The following is an 18,941-nucleotide window of genomic DNA, read 5'->3' as shown; positions in this document are numbered from 1 at the left end:
GGGCCTAGGGTCCGCCAAACGAACAGACCGAACGAACAGCAAGATTGGGGACGGACATGACACGGCCGGCAGTGAGCCTTGAGGACTATCAGGCAATGGTCGGCACCGAGGTCGGCATGTCCGATTGGGTGCTCGTCGATCAGGTGAGGATCGACCAGTTTGCCGAAGTCACCGGCGATCACCAGTTCATCCATGTGAACCCCGAACTGGCCGCGCAGACGCCGTTCGGCACCACCATCGCGCATGGCTTCCTCACCCTCTCGCTCTGCTCCAGCTTCGCCTATCAGGCGCTGCCTTCGGTCAAGGGCGTCAAGATGGGGGTCAACTATGGCCTCAACAAATTGCGCTTCATGGCGCCGGTCAAGAGCGGCAAGCGGATCCGGGGCAAGTTCACCCTCGCCGATGTGACCCAGCGCCCCGACGGCGCCTGGCAATCGACCCTCGCCGTCTCGGTCGAGATCGAGGGCGAGAGCAAGCCTGCACTCGCCGCCGAATGGGTGAGCCTGCAATATCTTTGAAAACAAGCACTTCGGGAGACGGACCATGCGGGAAGCAGTGATTGTATCGACGGCGCGCACGCCGATCGGCAAGGCCTATCGGGGCGCCTTCAACGCCACCCCATCGCCCACGCTGGCGGGCCATGCCATCGCCCATGCCGTCAAGCGCGCCGGCATCGAGGGTGCCGAAGTCGATGATGTGGTGATGGGTGCCGCCCTTCAGCAGGGTGTGCAGGGCGGCAACATCGCCCGCACCGCATTGCTGCGTGCCGGGCTGCCGGTCACGGTGTCGGGCCAGTCGATCGACCGCCAATGCTCGTCGGGGGTGATGTCGATCGCCACCGCCGCCAAGCAGATCATCGTCGATGGCATGCAGATCACCATCGGCGCCGGCGTCGATTCGATCTCGATGGTGCAGACCGCCGAAATGCGCGTCGGCGCCGATCCCGAACTGGTGAAGATGCACCCCAGCATCTACATGCCGATGCTGCAGACCGCCGAAGTCGTGGCGAAGCGCTACAACATCAGCCGCGACCGGATGGACGAATATGGCTTCCAGTCGCAGCAGCGCACCGCCGCCGCGCAGGCCGCCGGCAAGTTCGATGACGAGATCGTGCCGATGACCAGCCGCATGGGACTAGTCAACAAGGAGACCAAGGAGGTCACCTATCACGAAGTCACTCTCGCCAAGGACGAAGGCAACCGCGCCGAAACCACGCTCGAAAGCCTGAAGGGCCTGAAGACCGTCATCGAAGGCGGCACCATCACCGCCGGCAACGCCAGCCAGCTTTCGGACGGCGCTTCGGCGAGCGTGCTGATGGAAGCCGGCGAAGCCAGCCGCCGTGGCCTCACCCCGCTCGGCGCCTATCGCGGCATGGCCGTCGCCGGCCTCGAACCCGATGAAATGGGCATCGGCCCTATCTATGCCGTGCCGAAGCTGCTCAAGGCCAATGGCCTGACGATGGACGATATCGGCCTTTGGGAGCTGAACGAAGCCTTTGCCGTCCAGGTCATCCACTGCGCCGATGTGCTCGGCATCGATCCCGAAAAACTCAACGTCAACGGCGGCGCCATCTCGGTCGGCCACCCCTATGGCATGACCGGGGCGCGCTGCACCGGCCATGCGCTCATCGAAGGCAAGCGCCGCGGTGCCAAATATGTCGTCGTCACCATGTGCGTCGGTGGCGGCATGGGGGCAGCTGGGCTTTTCGAAGTCTATTGAGCGTGTGGCGGCTGGAGGTCAGCCCTCCAGCCGCCCCACACGACCACGACATGGCTGCCCTTTCAGTGCCGTGAGTGGCTTTTTGTTCGCAGATGCGTCATAGGCCCGCGATGAACATTGAAAACCTACCCGCATTGCTGGCCGAGGCCATCAAGGCCAAGGGCTATGAAACTTTGACCCCCGTGCAGGCTTCGGTCGTCGCCCCCGAGGCGGAAGGCCGCGATCTGCTCGTGTCCGCGCAGACCGGCTCGGGCAAGACCGTCGCCTTCGGCCTCGCCATGGCGCCGCAGATGCTCGGCGAAGATGGCCGCACCGCCCGCCCCGGCGCGCCGCTCGCACTGGCCATCGCCCCCACCCGCGAACTCGCACTTCAGGTCAGCAAGGAACTGGCGTGGCTTTATGCCAAGACCGGTGCGCGCATCGCCACCTGTGTCGGCGGCATGGATGCCAGCAAGGAGCGGCGCTCGCTCGCCGCCGGTGCCCATATCGTCGTCGGCACGCCTGGCCGGCTCCGCGATCATCTCGAGCGCGGCGCGCTGCAACTGGGCAGCCTCAAGGTCGCGATTCTCGACGAGGCCGACGAGATGCTCGACATGGGCTTCCGCGAGGATCTCGAGGAAATTCTCGACGCTACCGCTGCCGACCGCCGCACCTTCATGTTCTCGGCCACCCTTCCCAAGCCGATCGTGGCGCTCGCCAAGCGCTACCAGAAGGATGCCTTCCGCATCTCGACCGTCGGCGAGGACCGTGGCCATGGCGACATCGCCTATCAGGCCGTCGTCGTGGCGCCGGCAGACATCGAGAACGCCGTCGTCAATCTGCTCCGCCTCCACGAGGCCCCCACCGCGATGCTGTTCTGCGCAACGCGGGACAATGTGCGCCGCCTCCACGCCAGCCTCATCGAGCGCGGCTTCGATGCCGTCGCCCTGTCCGGCGAGCACACCCAGGCCGAGCGCAACTCCGCCCTGCAAGCGCTTCGCGACCGCCGCGCCCGCGTCTGCGTCGCCACCGATGTGGCGGCACGCGGGATCGATCTGCCCACGCTTTCGCTCGTCGTCCATGTCGAGCTGCCACGCGACGCCGAAACCCTCCAGCACCGCTCGGGCCGCACCGGACGCGCCGGCAAGAAGGGCACCGCCATCCTCGTGGTGCCCTATCCCGCCCGCCGCCGTGTGGAAGGCATGCTCCGCGGTGCCCGCATCCAGGCCGAATGGATGAAGGTCCCTGGTCCTGAGGAAATCCGAGCGCAGGACCGTGAGCGCCTCATCGCCACGCTGATGGAAACCCCGGCCGAATTCGACGACGAGGACCGCGCACTCGCTGCCCGCCTCATCGCCGAGCGCAGCCCTGAAGACATTGCCGCGATGCTCGTGCGCACCCACCGCGCGAAAATGCCCGCCGCCGAAGAGCTTCTCGATGGCGGCCCCGCCCAGCGTCCCGCAAGGCGCGGCAACGACGAAGGCCCCCGCTCGGGCGGCGGCGACGTCGATGTCGTCTGGTTCAAGATGGACGTCGGCCGCCAGCAGAACGCCGATCCGCGCTGGATCCTGCCGCTGCTCTGTCGCCGCGGCCATGTGACGAAGGGCGATGTCGGCACCATCCAGATTGGCAGCCACGAAACCCGCTTCGAAATCCCGCGCGCCATCGCGTCGAAGTTCCTCGATGCGCTCCACCGCACCGAGGGCGCCGATCGCTCGCCCGAAGGCGGCATCCGCATCATCCCCGCTGATGGTCCGCCGCCACCCCGCCCGTCACGCCCCCGCCTCGAATCGCGTGGTCCCGGCGGCCCTCGCCCCCACCCCGGCGCCACCGTCCGGCCCGTCGGCAAGCGCCCGCCGCGCTAACCGCGATTGCCGCAGTCGCACGTCTTGTCGAGCAGCCTCGACTTGATGAGCAGCGCGATGAAGGTGGTGATCGGCAGGCCCATCCACAGGTCCTGCACAATCCCCTTGGCAATCGCCACCGCCGCGGCAGCCTCGTTGACAAAGTCGATCTGCGCCCGGTAGCGGCAATAAAGCTCGCAGATCCGCTCGAACAATGGCGATCCCTGGTCGCGCAACAGCAGGAACAGCCGCTCGGTCTCGGTCCTGTAGCTGCCCATCGCCGCCAGCTCTCCGCGGGACCGCGCGAGCAGTGCCACAAAATCGGCCTCGCTCTCCGGCCAACCCTCCTCTGCGGCTTCCAGCTCATCGGCCAGCTCGTAATTCGCGCGCAGGAAGCGCGTGAACTCCAGCCACGCCCGATATTCGAACCAGTCGACAAGCGGGCGCGGCCCGTCCAGCAGCGTGAATAGGTCGGCCAGATCCCGATCGATGTCTTCAGTTGCCACGCTTTCCATGGATTCACCCCTGCGAAGCCAGCGCAGCCAGTATAGCGGTTCTGTCCGATGCCTCAACGCCCGCACGAAAGGCCGCAGCCATGAAAATCTACGTCGATGCCGATGCCTGTCCGGTCAAGGACGAGGTCTATCGCGTCGCCATCCGCCACGGCATCGCGGTGGTCGTCGTCTCCAACTCGGGCCACCGCATGCCCGCCCACCCGCTGGTCAGCCAGCACATGGTCGGCCCTGCGTTCGATGCCGCCGATGACTGGATCACCGAAGCCATCACCCCCGGCGATGTCGTCGTCACCGGCGACATCCTCCTCGCCGAGCGCGTCCTCAAGGCCGGTGCCAGCGCGGTGGCACATGATGGCCGCATCTTCACCAGCGCCATGATCGGCTCGGCGGTGGCGCAGCGCGCGCTGATGGCCGATCTGCGCGCCGGCATGGTCGGCATCACGGGCGGGCCGCCGGCCTTTTCGAAGGCCGATCGCTCGCGCTTCCTGCAGGCGCTCGATCTGCTCCTCGTTCGCGCCCAGAACCAGGCGGGCGGTAGCTGACCGCCGCCGTCGCCTGCGCATCCACCGGCATGAACAGCCCCTGGCCCAGCGCCGACACCTGGCCATTGCGGAAATCGGTGATCGTGGCGCGCAGCGTGAACGCCCTGCCGATCGGAAGTGCCGCCAGCTTGGGCTCGATCTTCGCCATCAGCTTGGCCAGATCCTTCGAAAAATCCTGCGTCAGCGCATCGGCAATCGATGCCTTCACCAACGGCTCCTCGGTGATCGCCACCAGCAGGTCGAAACCGGGGCTGTCGGTGCTGCTCGCCACCTCCAGGTCCTTGAACGCCACGCGCTGGCTCCCGGCAGCATTATAGGGCGTCCCCGCCAGCCACAGCGTCCCCTTGGCATGGACCAACTGCCGCGGTGATTTGGCATCGATCTGCAGCCCGACCGCCACCCGCCCGCGCGACGTCGGGTAGAGCGTCACCTTGCCGAATTTCACATCCACGACCCCATAATCAGCAACCTTGATGCCCTTCCTCGAAAGCCTTTCCAGCGCCCGCGCCAGCACCGGCTCGAGCGCATCGTAATCGGCAATCACCGGCAGGTGCAGCAGCACGCCCTCGCCCCCCATCGCCGGCGATGGTGCCGGCAGCGGCGTCGGCGCCGGATCGTCCGGCCGATGCCCCACGAACGTCTCCGCCGTGGCGCGCACCGAAAGCGGCAGCACCACCTCGCGCCCCTCGATCCGCCACGGGTCGACATGCACCGCCTCGGGCGCCACCCGCAGCCACACCTCCGGGTTGCGGCGGTTGAGCTCGATCGTGGTGAAGGCCTGCGCCCAATTCTCGGCAAGCGTCTCGCGGGTATGCGCGCGCGCCAGCTGGCGCGGAATATCGGCCTCCAGCTTTGCGATCACCCTCTGCAGCTTCGGGTCGGCCCTGCCGGTGAGGTTGAGCCGCTGCCCCAGAAGGTCGACACCCGGCTCGCGCAGCCAGCGATAGTCGAGGTCGACCCTGGCCTGGGGCTGCCAGTCGGGCGTCAGCCCCAGCCGCACCTTCGCTGTCACCAGCGCCTCGGCGGTGGCGGTCTTCCTGATGATCTTCTGCCCGGCATCGCGCGCCGTCACGCTGGCGGTGACCGGCATCGACAGGGTGAGCACATCGCCGCTCCCCCCCACGGTCACCGGCCCGCGCACGGCATTGCCGGTCACATGGCACGGGATGTCGGGCGTCACCCTGGCCCTGTCGACGCCCAGCACCTTGATCGAAACCCGCGCCCCCGGGATGCACTTCGCCACCCGCTCGTCGATGCTCCACAGCGTCTCGGGGGTGTCACGGTTGATCGCCGCCTGCAGGTCATCGAGGCTGCCGGTCACAGGCACGGCGATGGTGCTGGTGAGCGTCGGGATCGGCAGCGGCGTGTCGACCCGCGGCGGCGCCGGATTGCCCGAATCGCGGCTGCACGCAGCGACAAGCAGAAGCAGGGCAAAGGCAATGGAGCGCATTACCCCGGAGCTTATCGTTCCGTTCAGCTTTCGTCATCCCCTGCCAATGCCAGCAGTGCAAAGCTCGCCAGCCAGTGCGCCCCGGCATAATCTCCGGCGATATGCGGCAGGCTCGCCGCAAGATGCGCTTCAGCCACGTCCGCCATCGCCGCTTCGCCGCCAGCCAGCGCCGCCGAAATCCCCCGCCAGCACCACGCCCGGCTGAGGTTCAACCCATCGAGATGCGCGATCTTGCCATCGGTCCGATCCGAAACCTCCGCCGGCGTGAACAGGCTCGCCGGGCGGCGCCCGCCCGCCTCGGGAAGGAAGGCTGCAAACCAGTCGGCAAACCCTTGCCCGTGCAGCCGCGCCATCGCCAGCGCCTCGACCAGGGTCGGCGACAGAAAGGCATCGCCATCGGGCTCCCACGCCTGCGCGTCCTTGTCGCCGCCGAACCAGGCCTCCGCCCGCGCCGCCATCAGCGCCAGCAGCGCCGGATCATTGGCCCGCGCCCAGGGCGCGATCAGGCACAGCGCAAAGCCGGTGTTGGCATGCGCCCCGGTGCGAATGGGGTAGGTCAACGCCGGCAAATAGCCATGGAAGCCCCGCGCGATGATCGCCGCCAGCGGGTCCAGCACCGCGCCGAACCCATGGTGCCGCGCCTCATGGTGGAGCGCGAGCAGCCATGCCCAGCCATAGGGCCGCTCGAACCCCCGCGCCGAAGGCCGCAGGAACCACGCCACTTCGGTCGCCACCTTGTCGGCACTGAAGGTCGAAGCCGCCAGTTCCCGCGTTGCCGCCGATGTTGCAAGGTCCGGATAGAGCCGCGCCAGCCGCAAAAGCAGCCACCATCCGTGCACGCAGCTATGCCAGTCGAAGCTGCCGAAAAACATCGGGTGCAGCGCGCGCGGCGGCAGCAGGTCTTCATCTGATTCAAGCACTTGCTGCGCAGCATGAGGGTATTCGCGTTGCACGTGTCCCAGCGCTGTTTCCGCCATGTGCTGCGCAATATCGGGACCGAGTCTCATGGAAAACCAAACCCCCAGATGATCGCCGTGTTGAACACGAACAGCGGCAGCGCCGTCAGCATCTGCGCGCGGATGACGGCACTGCGGTCGAGGTCGAGCAGCACCGCCGGCACGATGTTGAAGTTCGCCGCCATCGGCGAAAGCAGCGTGCCGCAAAACCCCGAGAGCATCCCCACCGCCCCCACCACCACCGGGCTCGCCCCCAGCCCGAGGATCAGGATCGGCAGCCCGACCGCCGCCATCATCACCGGAAAGGCGGCAAAGGCATTGCCCATGATGATCGTGAACCCCGCCATCCCGAGCGTGAACGCCAGCACCGCCGGCAGCCGCGCGCCCTGCGGAATCGCCCCCGCCACGCCGTCGCCGATGATCTCGCCGATCCCCGCCAGCGCGAACACCGCCCCCAGGCTTGCCAGCAGCTGCGGCAGCAGCAGCGCCCAGCCGATGCCATCGACCAGCCGCTTGCCCTCGCCGAGCGCATGCACCGGCGCCAGCCGCAGCCAGCGCAGCAGCACCACAGTGGCGATCACCACCCCCAGCCCGAGGCTGAGCAGGGTCACCTGCTTGGGGTCGACAAACGCCAGCTGCGGCAGCAGCAGCGTGCCGATCAGCGCCGTCGCCGGCACGATGAGGGCGGCGCCGATCAGCCGGTTGCCAAGCCGGGCCGCACTCGCCCGCCGCTCGGCCAGCGGCACCTCGCCCGCCAGTCCGCGCTTTGGAAAGCCCATCGCCGCCAACACCACCAGCGCCACCACCAGCACGCCATTCGCCACATCCCCCAGCAGATCGCCGGCGAGGAAGCTCAAAGCGATAAGCCCCCAGAACAGCGTCGAGCCGATGCGCCCGGGGTGGCTGCGGTCGAACACCACCATCAGCCCCCAGCCCGCAAACAACAGCCCGGCAAGCGTATAAAGTGCAGGCAAGCCGATCATGTGCGGGCAATCCAGCGGTCGAGCGCCAGCAGCCGTCCGCCGTGGAGCAGAAACGCCGCAATCGCACTCGGGATCGCCCACACCGCCAGCTCGAACGGTTGCACGATGATCCCCTGCGTCTCGAGCACCCCCTTGATGAGCAGGATCGACGCGACCGCGAGAAAGATGTCCTCGCCGAAGAACACCCCCACATTGTCGGTCGCCGCCGCCATCGCGCGGATGCGCGCCAGCCCGGCGGCATCGAGGTCGGGCCGCGCCCGCAGGGCGGCGGCTTCCGCCATCGGCGCAATCAGCGGCCGCACCGTCTGTGCGTGGCCGGCGATCGAAATCAGCCCGATCGAGGCGGTGACCTGCCGGAAGGCGAGGTAAAGCACCAAAAGCCGCCCGCTCGTCAGCCGCGCACTGCGGGTGATTAGGTCCGCCGCTCGCTCGCGCAGCCCGGCGCGTTCGAGCAGCCCGACGACCGGCAGGATGATCCAAAGCGCGCTCACATAGCGGTTGGTGTTGAACGCCTTGCCGAGTGCGGCGAGCACCGCCACCGGCTCGAGCCCCGCCGCCAGCCCGGCGGTGAGCGCCGCCGCCAGCACCACCGCCAGCGGGTTGATGCGCAGGATGAACCCCACCACCAGCACGAGCAGGCCGAGAAGCGGCGTCATGGCGTGCCGAACCCGCCGCCGCCAGGCGTCAGGATCGTGATGGCATCGCCGGCCGCGAGTTCAGCGCGCGCACAGGCACCGAGCGTCTCCACGCTGCCGTCGCTGCGCGTCACAAAGCCTGCCCCCGCCTGTGCAGCACCGCCGCCCGCCAGCCCGAAGGGCGCCGTCGCGCGCCGCCCGGCGAGCAGCGAAACCGTCATCGGCTCCAGAAAGCGAATCGTCCGCTCCACCCCGTCGCCGCCGCGCCGCGCCCCCGCCCCGCCCGATCCGCTTCGCACCGCGAAGCGCTCCACCCGCACCGGGTAGCGCAATTCGAGCACCTCGGGGTCGGTCAGCCGGCTGTTGGTCATGTGCGTCTGCACCGCACTCGCCCCGGCCGCACCCGCACTTGCCCCGGCTCCCCCGGCGATAGTCTCGTAATATTGGTGGGCAGCATTGCCGAAGGTCAGGTTGTTCATCGTGCCCTGGCTCGCCGCCAGCCGGCCCAGCGCCCCGAAGATCGTGTCGGTCAGGATCTGGCTCGTCTCGACATTCCCCGCCACCACCGCCGCACCGGGGGCAGGGCTCAGGATCGAACCTTCTGGAATGATGAGCGTCAGCGGCCGCAGCACGCCATCGTTCATCGGCAGGTCGCCGCCTGCCAGCACACGAAACGCATAAAGGGCGGCGGCGCGCGTCACCGCCTCGGGCGCGTTGAAATTGTCCCCCGTCTGCGCGCTGGTGCCGCTGAAATCGAGCGTGGCGCTGTTGGTCGCTTGGTCGATCCGCACCGCCAGCCGGATCGCCGCGCCATTGTCCATCAGGCACGAAAACTCGCCATCATGCAGCCCGGCGATCGCACGCCGCACCGCCGCTTCGGCATCGTCCTGCACATGCCCCATATAGGCGCGCACCGTGTCCGCCCCCATCTCGCTCACCAGCGCCTTCAGGTCATCCGCACCCCGCGCGCACGCTGCCAGCTGCGCCTGCAAATCGCCCATGCACCGCGCCGGGTCCCGCGCCGGTGCGAGCAATGCCAGCGTCTCCGCCTCGCGCAGCCGCCCGGCCTCGACCAGCAGCCAGTTGGTGATGAGCACGCCCTCATCGGCAATCGTCCGGCTGTCGGCAGGCATCGATCCCGGCGAGGTGCCACCGATATCGGCCTGGTGCCCCCGCGCCGCAACCCAGAAGGCCGGGGCATCGCTTTCGGCCAGAAACACCGGCATCACCACGGTCACATCGGGCAGATGCGTGCCCCCCGCCCAGGGGTCATTGAGCATATAGGCATCACCCGGCCGCACCTGGCCGGCACGCGCACCAATGATCGCGCGCACCGAAACCCCCATCGAGCCCAGATGCACCGGCATGTGCGGCGCATTGGCAATCAACACGCCCTCACCGTCGAACACCGCGCAGGAAAAATCGAGCCGCTCCTTGATGTTGACCGACCATGCGGTCGCCTGAAGTGCCGCCCCCATCGCCTCGGCAATCGCCATGAAGCGGTTGGCAAACAGCTCGAGCCACACCGGATCACGGTCCGTGCCCGGCCGTGGCCGCGCCACTGCTGCCGTTTGCGTCAGTACCAGATTGTGCGCCGCATCGATCACCCCCTGCCAGCCGGGTGCAACGAGCGTCGTGCTGCTGGCATCGAGAAGCACTGCCGGCCCGGCAACCATGGTGCCGGGCGCCAGCCCGTCACGGCTGCGAAATGGCGTGTCATGCCATTCCCCGCCAAACCGCACCGGGTGAACCGTCGTCGGCCCCGCAGCCCCCGCCTGCGGCACCGCATCAGCCTTGTCGGTTTCGCTCACCGCTTCGGCTGCGATGCTTTCCACAATCAGGTCTGCCCCATCATGCGCAAAGCCGAACCGCGCCGCCTGGTCGGCCAGGAACGCCGCCGCCAACGCCGCAGCAGATGCGAGAGGAAACTCGGTGGTTGTGTCCGACCCCTTGTGGCGGATCCGCGCCGTCAGCAGCGTGCGCGTGCACCCATGCCCCTGCGCCGCCAGTGCCGCCTCGGCCTCGGCCGCCAATCGCCCCGCCGCGTCCGCAATCGCCGCATCCGCCGTCGAGAGCGGCAGCGCCAGTGTCGCCTGCGCCAGCGTCCGCACATCCGCCATGCCGATCCCCCAGGCCGAGAAAACCCCGGCCAGCGGATGCAGCAAGATACGGTCCATCCCCAGCGCATCGGCCACCGCACACACATGCTGCCCCGCCGCCCCGCCAAAGCCCACCAAAGTCGCCGCCGCTGGATCATGCCCCCGCAGCGTGCTGATCGCCCGAATCGCCGCCGCCATCGTCTCGACCGCAATCGCGATGGCGCCCTCCGCCAGATCGAGCGGATCAGCGTCCAGCTCTGCCGCCAGCCCCGCCAGCCGATCCGCCACCGCCCCGCCATCCAGCGCCGCATCCCCCTCCGGCCCGAACAGCGCCGGAAAATGCTCGGGCTGCAACCGCCCCAGCGCCACATTGCAGTCGGTGATCGTCAGCGGTCCGCCATGCCCATAGCTCGCCGGCCCCGGCCGCGCCCCCGCCGATGCCGGGCCCACCCGCAGCCGGCTGCCCTCGGCGCGCACGATGCTGCCGCCGCCGGCCGCCACCGTGTCGATCCTGAGACTCGGGCTCGCGATCCGGTAGCCCGCCACCACCGTCTCCTCGGCGCGGTCGAAACGGCCGGCAAACATCGAAACATCGGTGCTGGTGCCGCCCATGTCGAACCCGAGCAGCGCCTTCTCTGCCCCTCGACATACCGCGGACATACCCACAATGCCCCCCGCCGGCCCCGAAAGCACCGCGTTTCGCCCATGAAAATGGCCTGGTGCAGCCAATCCGCCGCTCGATTGCATGAAGCCGAGCGGCACCCCCGACAGCGCATCCGCCACCACCCCCACATGGGCGCCAAGCGGTGGCGAGAGATAGGCATCGACCACCGCCGATTGCCCGCGCGGCACCAGCTTGATCAGCCGCCCGACCTGATGGCTGGCCGTCACATAGCTGAAGCCGATTTCCCGCGCAATGTCCGCCAGTTGCAGCTCGTGCGCCGGGTTCACCCATGCATGCATCAGCACGATCGCGACGCTGCGCAGCCCCGCATCGAAGCCCCGCTGCAACGCCGCCCGCGCTGCCGCCGCATCGAGCGGCACCACCACCGCCCCATCCGCCGCGAGACGCTCGTCGATCTCCACCGTCATCGCCTGCAGCGGCAAAGGCCGAACAATATCAAGGGCAAAGATCGCCGGCCGCGCCTGATGGCCGATCGTCAGCGCATCACCATGGCCCCGTGTGATCGCCAGCAAGGTCGGTGCCCCCTTGCCTTCGAGCAGCGCATTGGTCGCCACGGTCGTGCCCATCCGCACATCGGCAATCGGCCCTGCCTCGGTGGCGCGCAGCCGGGCAATGCCTTCGAGCGCTGCATCGGCATAAAGCTCGGGCGCATGGCTGAGCAACTTCGCCGTCGCCAACCGCCCCGCCGGGGAGCGCGCCACGATGTCGGTGAAGGTGCCGCCGCGATCAATCCAGAAGTGCCAGCCGCTCACCCCATCGCCTTCAATTCGGCAAGCAGATCAAGGGCTTCGCGCGGCGAAATCTCGTCGACGTCGAGTCCCGCCAGCCGCTCGCGCAGCGCATCACCGGCCACCGGCGCTGCAGCAGCAAAAAGCGGCAGCTCCGCCAGTCCCGCCGCCAGTCCGCCGGTCTTGTCACGGTTGGCCTCCAGCCGTGCCAGCACGCTCCGCGCCCGCGCCAGCACCGGGGCAGGGACCCCGGCCAACCGCGCCACCGCCAGCCCATAGCTGCGGTCCGCCGCCCCCGGCACCACCTCATGCAGAAATACCAGCTCGCCCTTCCACTCACGCGCCCGCACATGCACGCAGGCCAGGCACTTCAGCCGCGCTGCAAGGGCCGTAAGCTCACGATAATGCGTGGCGAACAGGCATCGCGCCTGCAGGTCGTCGTGCACCGCCTCCAGCACCGCCCAGGCGATGGCAAGGCCGTCATAGGTGCTGGTGCCGCGCCCCACCTCGTCGAGGATCACCAGGCTCCGCGCCGTCGCTCCCGACAGGATGGCGGCGGTCTCGACCATCTCGACCATGAAGGTCGAGCGCCCCTGCGCGAGATCGTCCGAAGCCCCCACCCGGCTGAACAGCCGGTCGACAATGCCGATATGCGCTGCCGCCGCAGGCACGAAGCTCCCCGCCTGCGCCATCACCGCGATCAGCGCATTCTGCCGCAAAAAGGTCGATTTTCCCGCCATATTGGGACCGGTGACGAGCCAGAGCCGCGCATCGGCAGAAAGATCGCAGTCATTGGCCACGAACCGACCCCGTGCCGCCTGCACCGCCGCCTCCACCACCGGGTGCCGCCCGCCGCGCACGGCAAAAGCGGTGCTCCCATCGACCAGCGGCCGCACCCAGCCTTCAGCCGCCGCCCGCTCCGCCAGCGCACTCGCCACATCGAGCCGCGCCAGCGCCTGCGCCGTGCCGCCAAGGCCGGCACTCTCCGCCAGAACCGCCTCACGCAGCGCCTCCAGATGCGCCGCCTCGGCCGCCGCGGCATGGTCGGCGGCGCTGGCAATGCTGGCGGCGAGCCCGGCAAGCTCGACGCTGCCGAAACGCACCTGCCCCGCCAGCGTCTGGCGATGGATGAACCCCGAGGTCGGCACCATCAGCGGGTCGGCGGCGCGCGCCGGCACTTCGATATGGTAGCCGAGGACGCCGTTGTGACGCACTTTCAGGCTCGCGACGCCCGTCTCGGCGCGCAGCCGGCTTTCGAGCGCCGCCACCGCCGACCGGCCATCGCGCGCGCTGGCCTTCAGAGCATCGAGCGCTGCGTCGAAGCCCGAAGCAATGCTCCCCGCAGCCTCCACCGGCGGCTGCGGCACAAGTGCCGCTGAAAGTTCGGCCAGCAGCGCCCCATGCGCGCCGATTGCCGCCAGCACCTCGCCCAGCAGCGCCGGCGCCAGTGGCTCGGCAGCGAGCTGCGCCTTCAGCGCAAGTGCTGCGGAAACCCCGTCGCGCACGGCGGCGAGATCACGCGGCGTCCAGCGGCCGATCGCCAGCCGTCCGAGTGCCCGCGCGATATCGGGCGCAGCCGCCAGCCGTTGCCTCGTGCGCGGCCGCGCGGTCGGGTGGCTGGCGAACCACTCCACCAGATCGAGCCGTGCATTGATCGCCGCCGGGTCGGTGAGCGGGGCTGCCAGATCCTCGCCCAGCGCCCGCGCACCGGCCGCCGTCACCGTCGCATCCACCACCGCCTCGAGGCTGCCGCTGCGGCTGCCCCGGCTTGAACGCGCCAGTTCGAGGCTGGCGCGCGTCGCCGCGTCGATCGCCATCGTGCTCCCCGGCAGTTCGCGGCGCGGCGGGCAGAGCAGCGGCACTGCTGCAAGCGCCGTCGCCTTCACATAAGCGAGCAGCGCGCCCGCCGCCGCCAGCTCGGGCGGCGTGAACGCGCCGAAGCCATCGAGCGTCGTCACCCCGAAATGCCCCTTCAACGCCGCCTCGCCGCGCGCTGCGCCGAAGTCGCTCGCCGGCCGCGCCGTGGCACCCGCCGCCGGCGCCGGACTGCCCTCGGCATGCAGCGTCTCGGCCGCCGCCAGCCGTGCGAGCTCGGCAGCGAGTGCGGCCGGCGTATCGGCGCGCGTGTGAAAACTGCCCGTCGAAAGATCGAGCCAGGCGATGGCCCCGTCGGTCACTGCCGCCAGCCAGTTGGCGCGGCGCGCCTCCAGCAGCACATCCTCGGTCAACGTCCCCGGGGTGACGATCCGGGTGATGGCGCGCGCCACCAGGCTCTTGCCCGGTCGCTTCCTCGCCTCCGCCGGGCTCTCGATCTGCTCGGCGATCGCCACCCGGTGGCCGCCCTTGATAAGCCGCGCCAGATAGCCATCGGCGGCATGGATCGGCACCCCGCACATCGGGATGGGTGCTCCGGCATGCTCGCCGCGCGAGGTCAGCGTGATGTCGAGCGTGCGCGCCGCGGCTTGTGCATCCTCGAAGAACAGCTCGTAGAAGTCTCCCATGCGGAAGAACAGCAGGCAGCCCTCACTTTGCGCTTTCAGCGCCAGATATTGGGCGATCATCGGGGAAGCGGTGGACACGGGCCTTGGGTAGCAGGCAAGTGGGGGGCTGTGGAGAGGCTGCATCTCTCCTTGGCGATGCCGAGTCAGGCTCGTATCGTAAACGAATTCCCCGGGAGCACGATCACATGGCAATGGAAGAACGCGGCGGCAGCGAGAGCAACGATTTCGGCGATCGCGAGGCGCTCAACTTCCATATCCGCGGCCGGCCCGGCAAGATCGAGATCATCGCCTCCAAGCCGATGGCCACCCAGCGCGATCTGAGCCTGGCCTATTCCCCCGGCGTCGCCGCCCCGGTGCGCGCCATCGCTGCCGATCCTGATGCCGCCTATGATTACACGATCAAGGGCAACCTCGTCGCGGTCATCTCCAACGGCACCGCAATCCTCGGCCTCGGCAACCTCGGCGCATTGGCGTCGAAGCCGGTGATGGAGGGCAAGGCGGTGCTTTTCAAGCGCTTCGCCGATGTCGATTCGATCGATCTGGAGCTCGCGACCGAGGATGTCGACAAGTTCATCGCCGCCGTCGAGATCATGGAGCCGAGCTTCGGCGGCATCAACCTCGAGGATATCAAGGCGCCCGAGTGCTTCATCATCGAGACCACGCTCAAGGAGCGGATGAACATCCCGGTCTTCCACGATGACCAGCATGGCACCGCCATCGTCGCCGCCGCCGGCGTCATCAACGCGCTGCATCTGACCGGGCGCCGTCCCGAGGATGCGAAGCTGGTGGTCAATGGGGCAGGCGCCGCCGCCATCGCCTGCACCGAGCTGATCAAGGCCTATGGCGTCAAGACCGTGCTGATGTGCGACACCAACGGTGTCATCTACCAGGGCCGCACCAAGGGCATGAACCAGTGGAAATCGGCGCATGCTGCGATCACCGACGATCGCACCCTCGAAGAGGCGATGCGCGGCGCGGATATTTTCCTCGGCCTGTCGCAGAAAGGTGCGGTCACCGCCGAGATGGTGGCGAGCATGGCGCCGCAGCCGATCATCTTCGCCATGGCCAACCCCGATCCCGAGATCACGCCCGAGGAAGTGGCACGGGTGCGTTCGGATGCCATCGTCGCCACCGGCCGGTCGGATTATCCCAACCAGGTCAACAACGTTCTGTGCTTCCCTTACCTGTTCAGGGGCGCGCTCGATGTCCGCGCCACCTCGATCAACGAGGACATGAAGCTGGCAGCCGCCAACGCCCTCGCCGATCTGGCCCGCCAGCAGGTGCCCGACGAAGTCGCTGCAGCCTATGGCGGCAAGGCACGCACCTTCGGCCGCGATTACATCATCCCCACCCCCTTCGATCCGCGCCTCATCGAGCAGGTGCCGGTGGCCGTCGCCAAGGCGGCGATCGCCTCGGGAGTGGCGCGCAAGCCCTTCACCGACGAAGCCGCCTATCGCCGCGAACTCAGGATGCGCCTCAACCCCACCCAATCGGTGCTGGCCGGCGCTGTGGAGGCCGCGCAATCGCACCCGCGCCGCGTGATCTTTGCCGAGGGCGAGCAGGAGGTGGTGCTGCGTGCCGCGGTCAGCTGGCAGACTTCGGGCTATGGCACCCCGGTGCTGGTCGGCCGCGAGGCGCCGATCCTCGAAGGCCTGGCGCGGCTCGCCGTCACCGATGTCAGCGCCTATGAAATTCACAATTCGAGCGTCAGCCCGCTTGTGCCCGAAATGGTCGAGCGGCTTTATGCCCGGTTGCAACGGCGCGGATACCTCCGCCGCGACGTCCAGCGCATGGTCAACCATGAGCGCAACGTCTTCGGCAGCCTGCTCATGGAGATGGGCGTCGGCGATGTGATGATCACCGGCGTCACCCGCAATTTCGCCACCACCTATCGCCAGGTGCGCCATGTGCTCGATCCGCTTTCCGGGCGGCGGCCGTTCGGCGTGCACATGGTCATCGGCAAGTCGGAGACGATCTTCATCGCCGATACCGTCGTCACCGAGCGCCCCGATGCCGGCCAGCTCGCCACCATCGCCGAGGAGACGGCGGCCGTGGTGCGCCGGCTGGGGCAGGAGCCGCGCGTGGCCTTCCTCAGCTATTCCAACTTCGGCAACCCGCCGGGCGAGATCGTCGGCAACATCCGCGAGGCGGTGGCGCTGCTCGACGAGCGCGGCGCGGCGTTCGAATATGAGGGCGAGGTGTCCGCCGATGTGGCGCTCAACCCGGCGCTGAAGGCGCTCTATCCGTTCAGCCGCCTGTCGGGCCCCGCCAATGTCCTCATCATGCCCGGCCTGCATGCCGCCAACATCTCGGCCAAGCTGTTGAAGGAGCTGGCGGGCGCCCGGGTGCTCGGCCCCTTCCTCGTCAACATGGCGAGCCCGGTGCAGATCGCCCCGATGACGGCAAGTGCCGGGGATCTGGTGACCATGGCAGTCCTCGCGTCGACCGGTGTGGTAAAGTGAGGCGCTGCCGGTGAGGCCACCCTCCCTCAGGCCACCACTGCTCTTCATTCACGGCATGTGGTCCACGCCGGCGGTGTTCGCCGGCATCCGTGCCTATCTGGAGGCGGATGGCTGGGAGACGCTCGCCCCCGCCTTGCCGTTCCACGATCGGGACCCGTCGCTGCCACCGCCCGATGGGCTGGGGCGGCTGGGCATCGAGGATTATGTGGCATTCATGGTCGACATCATCCGTCGGCTCGACCGGCCGCCGGTGCTCATCGGCCATTCGATGGGCGGGATGCTGGTGCAGTGCGTGGCGGCCCGCGTCGAGATCGCCGGGATGATCCTTCTCGCCACTGCCGGCACGGCCGCCACCCCGGGGGTGGCGGTGGCGCCGCTGCGCACCATGGGCGGGGTCATCACCCGCTGGGGCTGGTGGGAGGATGCCACGCGCATCAGCCCCGAGCCGGCGATGTGGGGCATCTACAACGGCGTGCCCGATGATGTCGCCGCCGCCGAGATCAAGGCGCTGGTCTGGGATTCGGGGCGCGTGCTCGCCGAGATCATGCTGCCGTCGCTGTCGAAAACCCGCGCCAACACCGTCGATCTCGCCAGGCTCAAGGCGCCCGCGCTCGTCATCGTCGGCACCGATGACCGGATCACGCTTGCGTCGGTATCCCGCGCGGTCGCGCGCAAGCTCGGCGGCCCGGTCGATTATCACGAGCTTCCCGGCACCGGTCACTGGCTGTTCTGGGGCGAGCCGCACAGCCGGACGAAGACGCTGATCGGCGAATGGCTGGCGCGGCAGACTTGAACGAAGACCTGCGGACAAGGCTCGCTGCCGAAGCAGCCGAGCTGGGTTTCATCGCTTTCGGGGTGGCGGCCGCCGATGCCGCCCCCAAGGCCGGCGAACGACTGCGCGCCTGGCTCGCCGAGGGTCGCCATGGCGACATGCCGTGGATGGCCGAGACCGCCGATCGCCGCGCCTCGCCCAAAGGCCTGTGGCCCGAAGTGCGCTCGGTGGTGATGCTCGGCACCAGCTATGCGCCCAGCGTCGATCCGCTGCGCCACGCAGCACACGGTGATACTGGCGTCGTGTCGGTCTATGCGCTGGGGTCGGATTATCATGATGTCATCAAGCGGCGGCTCAAGGCGCTGGCACGCTGGCTCGTCGCAGCGAATCCCGACACCGACCTCAAGGTCTTCGTCGACACCGCCCCGGTGATGGAAAAGCCGCTCGCCGAAGCCGCCGGCCTCGGCTGGCAGGGCAAGCACACCAACCTCGTCAGCCGCAGCCATGGCAGCTGGCTGTTCCTCGGTGCGCTCTACACCACGCTCGATCTGCACGCCGATCCGGGCCATGCCGGCCGCTGCGGCAGTTGCGCGCGCTGCATGGCAGCCTGCCCGACAAATGCCTTCCCGGCTCCCTATCAGCTCGATGCGCGGCGATGCATCTCCTACCTCACCATCGAGCACAAGGGCCCGATCCCGTTCGAATTCCGCGAAGCCATCGGCAACCGCATCTATGGCTGCGACGATTGCCTGAGCGTCTGCCCCTGGAACCGCTTCGCGCAGGCCGCCAATGATTTCAAAGGGGTGGACGCACCGTTCCAGCCCCGCGCCGAGCTGCTCGCCCCCGCACTCGCCGATCTGCTGGCGCTCGACGATGCCGGTTTCCGCGCCGTCTTCGCCGGCTCGCCCATCAAGCGCATCGGTCGTGGCCGGATGGTCCGCAACGCCGCCATCGCCGCCGGCAATTCCGGCGATGCAGCGCTGCGTCCATCACTGGCAGCGCTGCTCGCCGATGAAGATCCCGTCGTTGCCGAAGCCGCGGCCTGGGGCTTGGCACAGCTTGTTGGTTGAT

General features: G+C 68.4%; 14 protein-coding genes. 7 read left to right on the top strand and 7 right to left on the bottom strand.

Translation table 11 applies throughout. From position 1 onward, the window contains the following. The first annotated feature begins 56 nt into the window (after positions 1 to 56). The 3 genes from FHS79_RS03400 (at position 57) to FHS79_RS03390 (ending at position 3,563) form a co-directional block, all read left to right on the top strand. Entirely contained in the window at positions 57 to 518 is a 462-nt protein-coding gene (locus FHS79_RS03400; RefSeq protein WP_184195407.1) for a MaoC family dehydratase, read from the top strand. Positions 519 to 543: 25 nt separating this feature from the next. Beyond that, positions 544 to 1,719: an acetyl-CoA C-acyltransferase gene (locus FHS79_RS03395; protein ID WP_184195403.1), complete on the top strand. Its 1,176-nt coding sequence runs from the start codon at positions 544 to 546 to the stop codon at positions 1,717 to 1,719. A 110-nt stretch (positions 1,720 to 1,829) separates the two neighbouring features. After that, on the top strand, positions 1,830 to 3,563 hold the full coding sequence (locus FHS79_RS03390) for a DEAD/DEAH box helicase (protein WP_184195401.1): 1,734 nt from the start codon (positions 1,830 to 1,832) through the stop codon (positions 3,561 to 3,563). On the opposite strand, the gene FHS79_RS03385 is transcribed toward FHS79_RS03390, so the two are convergent. Beyond that, on the bottom strand, positions 3,560 to 4,057 hold the full coding sequence (locus FHS79_RS03385; RefSeq protein WP_184195398.1) for a hypothetical protein: 498 nt from the start codon (positions 4,055 to 4,057) through the stop codon (positions 3,560 to 3,562). The genes FHS79_RS03390 and FHS79_RS03385 overlap by 4 nt on opposite strands. Positions 4,058 to 4,137: 80 nt before the next feature. Here FHS79_RS03385 and FHS79_RS03380 point away from each other — a divergent pair, with 80 nt between their 5' ends. Continuing rightward, positions 4,138 to 4,599: a YaiI/YqxD family protein gene (locus FHS79_RS03380; protein WP_184195395.1), complete on the top strand. Its 462-nt coding sequence runs from the start codon at positions 4,138 to 4,140 to the stop codon at positions 4,597 to 4,599. Here the strand turns inward: FHS79_RS03380 and FHS79_RS03375 are convergent. From FHS79_RS03375 to mutS, 6 genes are read right to left on the bottom strand one after another with little or no spacing between them, the layout of a single operon-like run. After that, positions 4,496 to 6,049 (bottom strand): DUF4403 family protein, encoded by a 1,554-nt coding sequence (locus tag FHS79_RS03375; RefSeq protein ID WP_184195392.1) that lies wholly within the window; start codon positions 6,047 to 6,049, stop codon positions 4,496 to 4,498. The genes FHS79_RS03380 and FHS79_RS03375 overlap by 104 nt on opposite strands. Positions 6,050 to 6,072: 23 nt before the next feature. Then, positions 6,073 to 7,056: a DUF2891 domain-containing protein gene (locus FHS79_RS03370; protein WP_184195389.1), complete on the bottom strand. Its 984-nt coding sequence runs from the start codon at positions 7,054 to 7,056 to the stop codon at positions 6,073 to 6,075. After that, the gene (locus FHS79_RS03365; RefSeq protein WP_184195386.1) at positions 7,053 to 7,988 is read right to left on the bottom strand and encodes a 5-oxoproline transporter, DUF979 family subunit; all 936 of its coding nucleotides are present in this window, start codon (positions 7,986 to 7,988) and stop codon (positions 7,053 to 7,055) included. The genes FHS79_RS03370 and FHS79_RS03365 overlap by 4 nt, the downstream gene beginning before the upstream one ends. Beyond that, a complete protein-coding gene (locus tag FHS79_RS03360) occupies positions 7,985 to 8,644 on the bottom strand; it encodes a DUF969 domain-containing protein (RefSeq protein WP_184195383.1) in 660 nt (219 codons plus the stop codon). The genes FHS79_RS03365 and FHS79_RS03360 overlap by 4 nt, the downstream gene beginning before the upstream one ends. Beyond that, entirely contained in the window at positions 8,641 to 12,159 is a 3,519-nt protein-coding gene (locus FHS79_RS19100; RefSeq protein ID WP_184195380.1) for a hydantoinase B/oxoprolinase family protein, read from the bottom strand. The genes FHS79_RS03360 and FHS79_RS19100 overlap by 4 nt, the downstream gene beginning before the upstream one ends. Beyond that, positions 12,156 to 14,696, bottom strand: a complete 2,541-nt coding sequence (gene mutS, locus FHS79_RS03350; RefSeq protein WP_184195377.1) for a DNA mismatch repair protein MutS — start codon at positions 14,694 to 14,696, stop codon at positions 12,156 to 12,158. The genes FHS79_RS19100 and mutS overlap by 4 nt, the downstream gene beginning before the upstream one ends. A 125-nt stretch (positions 14,697 to 14,821) precedes the next feature. Here mutS and FHS79_RS03345 point away from each other — a divergent pair, with 125 nt between their 5' ends. Genes FHS79_RS03345 through queG form a run of 3 tightly spaced genes read left to right on the top strand, consistent with a single transcriptional unit; the run spans position 14,822 to position 18,940 of the window. Further along, a complete protein-coding gene (locus FHS79_RS03345; protein ID WP_243452620.1) occupies positions 14,822 to 17,098 on the top strand; it encodes an NADP-dependent malic enzyme in 2,277 nt (758 codons plus the stop codon). Between the two features lie 10 nt (positions 17,099 to 17,108). Further along, the gene (locus FHS79_RS03340; protein ID WP_184195374.1) at positions 17,109 to 17,891 is read left to right on the top strand and encodes an alpha/beta fold hydrolase; all 783 of its coding nucleotides are present in this window, start codon (positions 17,109 to 17,111) and stop codon (positions 17,889 to 17,891) included. Next, the gene (queG, locus tag FHS79_RS03335) at positions 17,870 to 18,940 is read left to right on the top strand and encodes a tRNA epoxyqueuosine(34) reductase QueG (protein WP_184195371.1); all 1,071 of its coding nucleotides are present in this window, start codon (positions 17,870 to 17,872) and stop codon (positions 18,938 to 18,940) included. Before FHS79_RS03340 ends, queG begins: the two co-directional genes overlap by 22 nt. The last annotated feature ends 1 nt before the right edge of the window (position 18,941 follow it).

This window comes from Polymorphobacter multimanifer (assembly GCF_014205635.1).
Taxonomy (GTDB): Bacteria; Pseudomonadota; Alphaproteobacteria; order Sphingomonadales; family Sphingomonadaceae; genus Sandarakinorhabdus; species Sandarakinorhabdus multimanifer.
This window is presented reverse-complemented; position numbering and strand designations above follow the sequence as displayed.